3 protein-coding genes are annotated in these 2,965 nt (G+C 63.8%); 2 read left to right on the top strand and 1 reads right to left on the bottom strand.

The annotated features are described in order from the left end of the window. The coding region (locus EN969_RS24580; protein WP_245467485.1) for a 3-hydroxyacyl-CoA dehydrogenase at positions 1-931 on the top strand (931 nt) is incomplete at its 5' end. A 5-nt stretch (positions 932-936) separates the two neighbouring features. Here the strand turns inward: EN969_RS24580 and EN969_RS24575 are convergent. After that, on the bottom strand, positions 937-1,743 hold the full coding sequence (locus EN969_RS24575) for a LuxR C-terminal-related transcriptional regulator (RefSeq protein WP_024504754.1): 807 nt from the start codon (positions 1,741-1,743) through the stop codon (positions 937-939). Positions 1,744-1,857: 114 nt separating this feature from the next. Between EN969_RS24575 and EN969_RS24570 the strand changes: the two genes are divergently transcribed. Next, a partial coding sequence (locus EN969_RS24570; RefSeq protein ID WP_164758458.1) for an ABC transporter ATP-binding protein occupies positions 1,858-2,965 on the top strand: 1,108 nt, incomplete at its 3' end.

Genomic DNA, 2,965 nt, shown 5'->3' with positions numbered 1-2,965 from the left:
GTTCGAGGACATGGCGGTCAAGAAGGAAGTGTTCGGCAAGCTCGAAGCCGTGGCGAAGCCCGGCGCGATCCTGGCCACCAACACCTCCTATCTCGACATCAACGAAATCGCTGCCTCGACCTCGCGGCCGCAGGATGTGCTCGGCCTGCATTTCTTTTCGCCGGCCAATGTCATGAAGCTCTTGGAGATCGTGCGCGCCGAGAAGACCGCGCCCGATGCGCTGGCGACATCAGTCGACCTGGCGAGGCGGATCGGCAAGGTGGCCGTCGTGGTCGGCGTCTGCCACGGCTTCGTCGGCAACCGCATGCTTGCCGCGCGGGGCTCGGAATCGGAAGCGCTTCTTCTGGAAGGCGCAACGCCCAGCCAGATCGACCAGGTGTTCACCGATTTCGGCTGGCCGATGGGGCCGTTCCAAATGGGCGATCTCGCCGGTCTCGATATTGGCTGGCGCAACCGCAAGGCACGCGGCCAGAAAGCCGTGATCGCCGACACGCTGTGCGAACAAGGACGTTTCGGCCAGAAGACCGGCCGGGGTTTTTACCTCTATGAGGCTGGCGCGCGCACGCCAGTGCCGGATCCCGAGGTTGAAGCGCTGATCCGCGACAAGGCCGCCGAGAAGGGTATCGCACCGCGTGCGATCAGTGCGGAGGAAATCGTAGAGCGCACGCTTTACCCCCTGATCAACGAGGGCGCCAAGATCCTGGAGGAAGGCATAGCGGCCCGTGCGTCCGACATCGATGTCGTCTGGGTCAATGGCTACGGCTTTCCCATCGGCAAGGGCGGACCGATGTTCTGGGTTGGCCTTGAAGGTCCGGCCAGGATCATCGAGCGGCTCGAATACTGGCATCAACGGACGGGCAAGGATGTGTTCAAGCCGGCGCCGTTGCTGAAGCGGATGGCCGAGACCGGGTCGTGGGAAGCCGGCGGTTAGAGAGCCTACCGGATCCGTGCATCGATGATCTCGACGAAGCGCGCGAACAGGCCGGCCTGCGACTTGATCTTGAGCTTGCGGTAGATGTTGCGGCGATGGACTTTCACGGTTCCCGGCACGATGCGCATGGCGCGGGCGATCGACTCCGTCGAATGCCCCTGCAACACCAGGTCGACGACATGCTTTTCGCGCGGAGTCAGCGACAGGCTCTGCCAGATATGGGCGCGGTCGAATTCGTTGACCATAGCGGCCGTCTCGTCCTGCTTCGCTTCCGCCGTTTCGTCGGCCGGAAGAGCAGGCCAGCGCAACCTGATGAAGCTGATCACCGCGGGAGCCATGTCGCGCAGCAATCTGGCATCGGCGGTGCCGAAAGGGCCTGAAGCGCGCAGCCGCATCAGCGACAACACCAGCGCATCCTTGCCCGGCAGCGGCACGAAGAAGCCGACCTCCTCGGCCAGCCTGGTCTGGCTGTAATAGGAGCGGAAATACTCGCTGGCATAGAAACGGTCCGGCGCCAGCTCGCGCATGCGCCAGAACCCTTCCTTGCGCTCGACCGCAGCGTGATGGAACGGATCGAGCAGATACGGCCCTTCCTGATAGAGCGCGACGAACACATGGCTCTCGGTGGGCGAGAAGGTCTCGAACAGCAGCGGCGGGCGCGAGGCGCCGCGATAGCCGAAGATCACGCAGTGGTCGAATCTAACGTGCTGCCGCAGCCACTCGACCAGCGCCTGGCCAAAGAGATCGCCGCTGGTCTCCCGCGTCGTCGCGACGAGCGTGGCGAGCCGGCTGTATTCGTCGCTGCGGGACAATGCATACCCCCTTAAACGAGAAAATAGATCAGATATACCACCTGAGAGGTATATACTAGCCGCCATTGGCTCTGGTAGCGTTCCGATATTGCCCTGTTGCTGGAGCCATCAGCCTTGACCGCAGTGCCCGACATCGAATTTCGCGGCGTCACCAAGCGCTATGGCGCGGTGACCGCGGTCAGCGGCATCGATCTCGCTGTCCCGCCCTCCGCCTTTGTCGCGCTGCTCGGTCCCTCCGGCTGCGGCAAGACCACCTGCCTGCGCATGATCGGCGGCTTCGAACAGCCGAGCGAAGGCCAGGTGTTCATTCGCGGCCAGGACATGGCCGGCACGCCGCCCTACCGGCGGCCGGTCAACATGGTGTTCCAGCAATACGCGCTGTTTCCGCATCTCGATGTCGAGGACAATGTCGCCTATGGGCTGCGCCAGGCGCGGCCAAGGCTGTCTTCGCGCGAGATCGCCTCAAGGGCGGGCGAGGCGCTCGAAATGGTGCGGCTCGCCGGCTATGGCCGCCGCAAGATCCACGAACTGTCGGGCGGCCAGCAGCAGCGTGTGGCGCTTGCCCGCGCCCTGGTCAACAAGCCGGCGGTGCTCTTGCTCGATGAGCCGCTGGCGGCGCTCGACAAGAAGCTGCGCACCGACATGCAGATCGAGCTGCAGAACCTGCAGCGCGAGATCGGCATCACCTTCGTGCTGGTCACGCACGACCAGGAGGAAGCGCTGTCGATGAGCGATTTCGTCTGCGTCATGAATGGCGGTCGCATCGTCCAGCTCGGGCAGCCGAGCGAGATCTATGACGAACCGGCCGACCTGTTTGTTGCCGATTTCGTCGGCAAGACCAATCTCTTGAGCGGTACTGTCGCCGGGCATTCGGGCGATCTGGTGGAGGTGGCGCTTGCCGACGGCACCGTCATTGCGGCGCGCAAACGGACCGCTTTGCAGCAGGGCGAGGTCGTTTCGGTCAGCCTGCGTCCTGAATCGCTCAGTCTCGGCGCCCAGGCAAGCGGCCCATTCAAGGGCATCGTCCGCAACCGGATATTCCTGGGCTCGACGGCGGAATACGCGATCGAGGTCAAGGGCATCGGAACGCTGCTGGCCAAAGCCGATCACCTGATCGGTCACGGCAACCTCTTCAAGCCGGGTGAACCCGTCGCCATCGGCTTTGCCTCCGGAACGCCGCTGGCGTTTGCGGAGACCAAGAACAACGGGGCCAACCAGAGGG

This window comes from Mesorhizobium sp. M7A.F.Ca.CA.003.01.2.1 (assembly GCF_003998945.1).
Lineage (GTDB): Bacteria > Pseudomonadota > Alphaproteobacteria > Rhizobiales > Rhizobiaceae > Mesorhizobium > Mesorhizobium ciceri.
The sequence above is the reverse complement of the archived record's forward strand: the minus strand, read 5'-3'. Positions and strand labels throughout refer to the sequence as shown.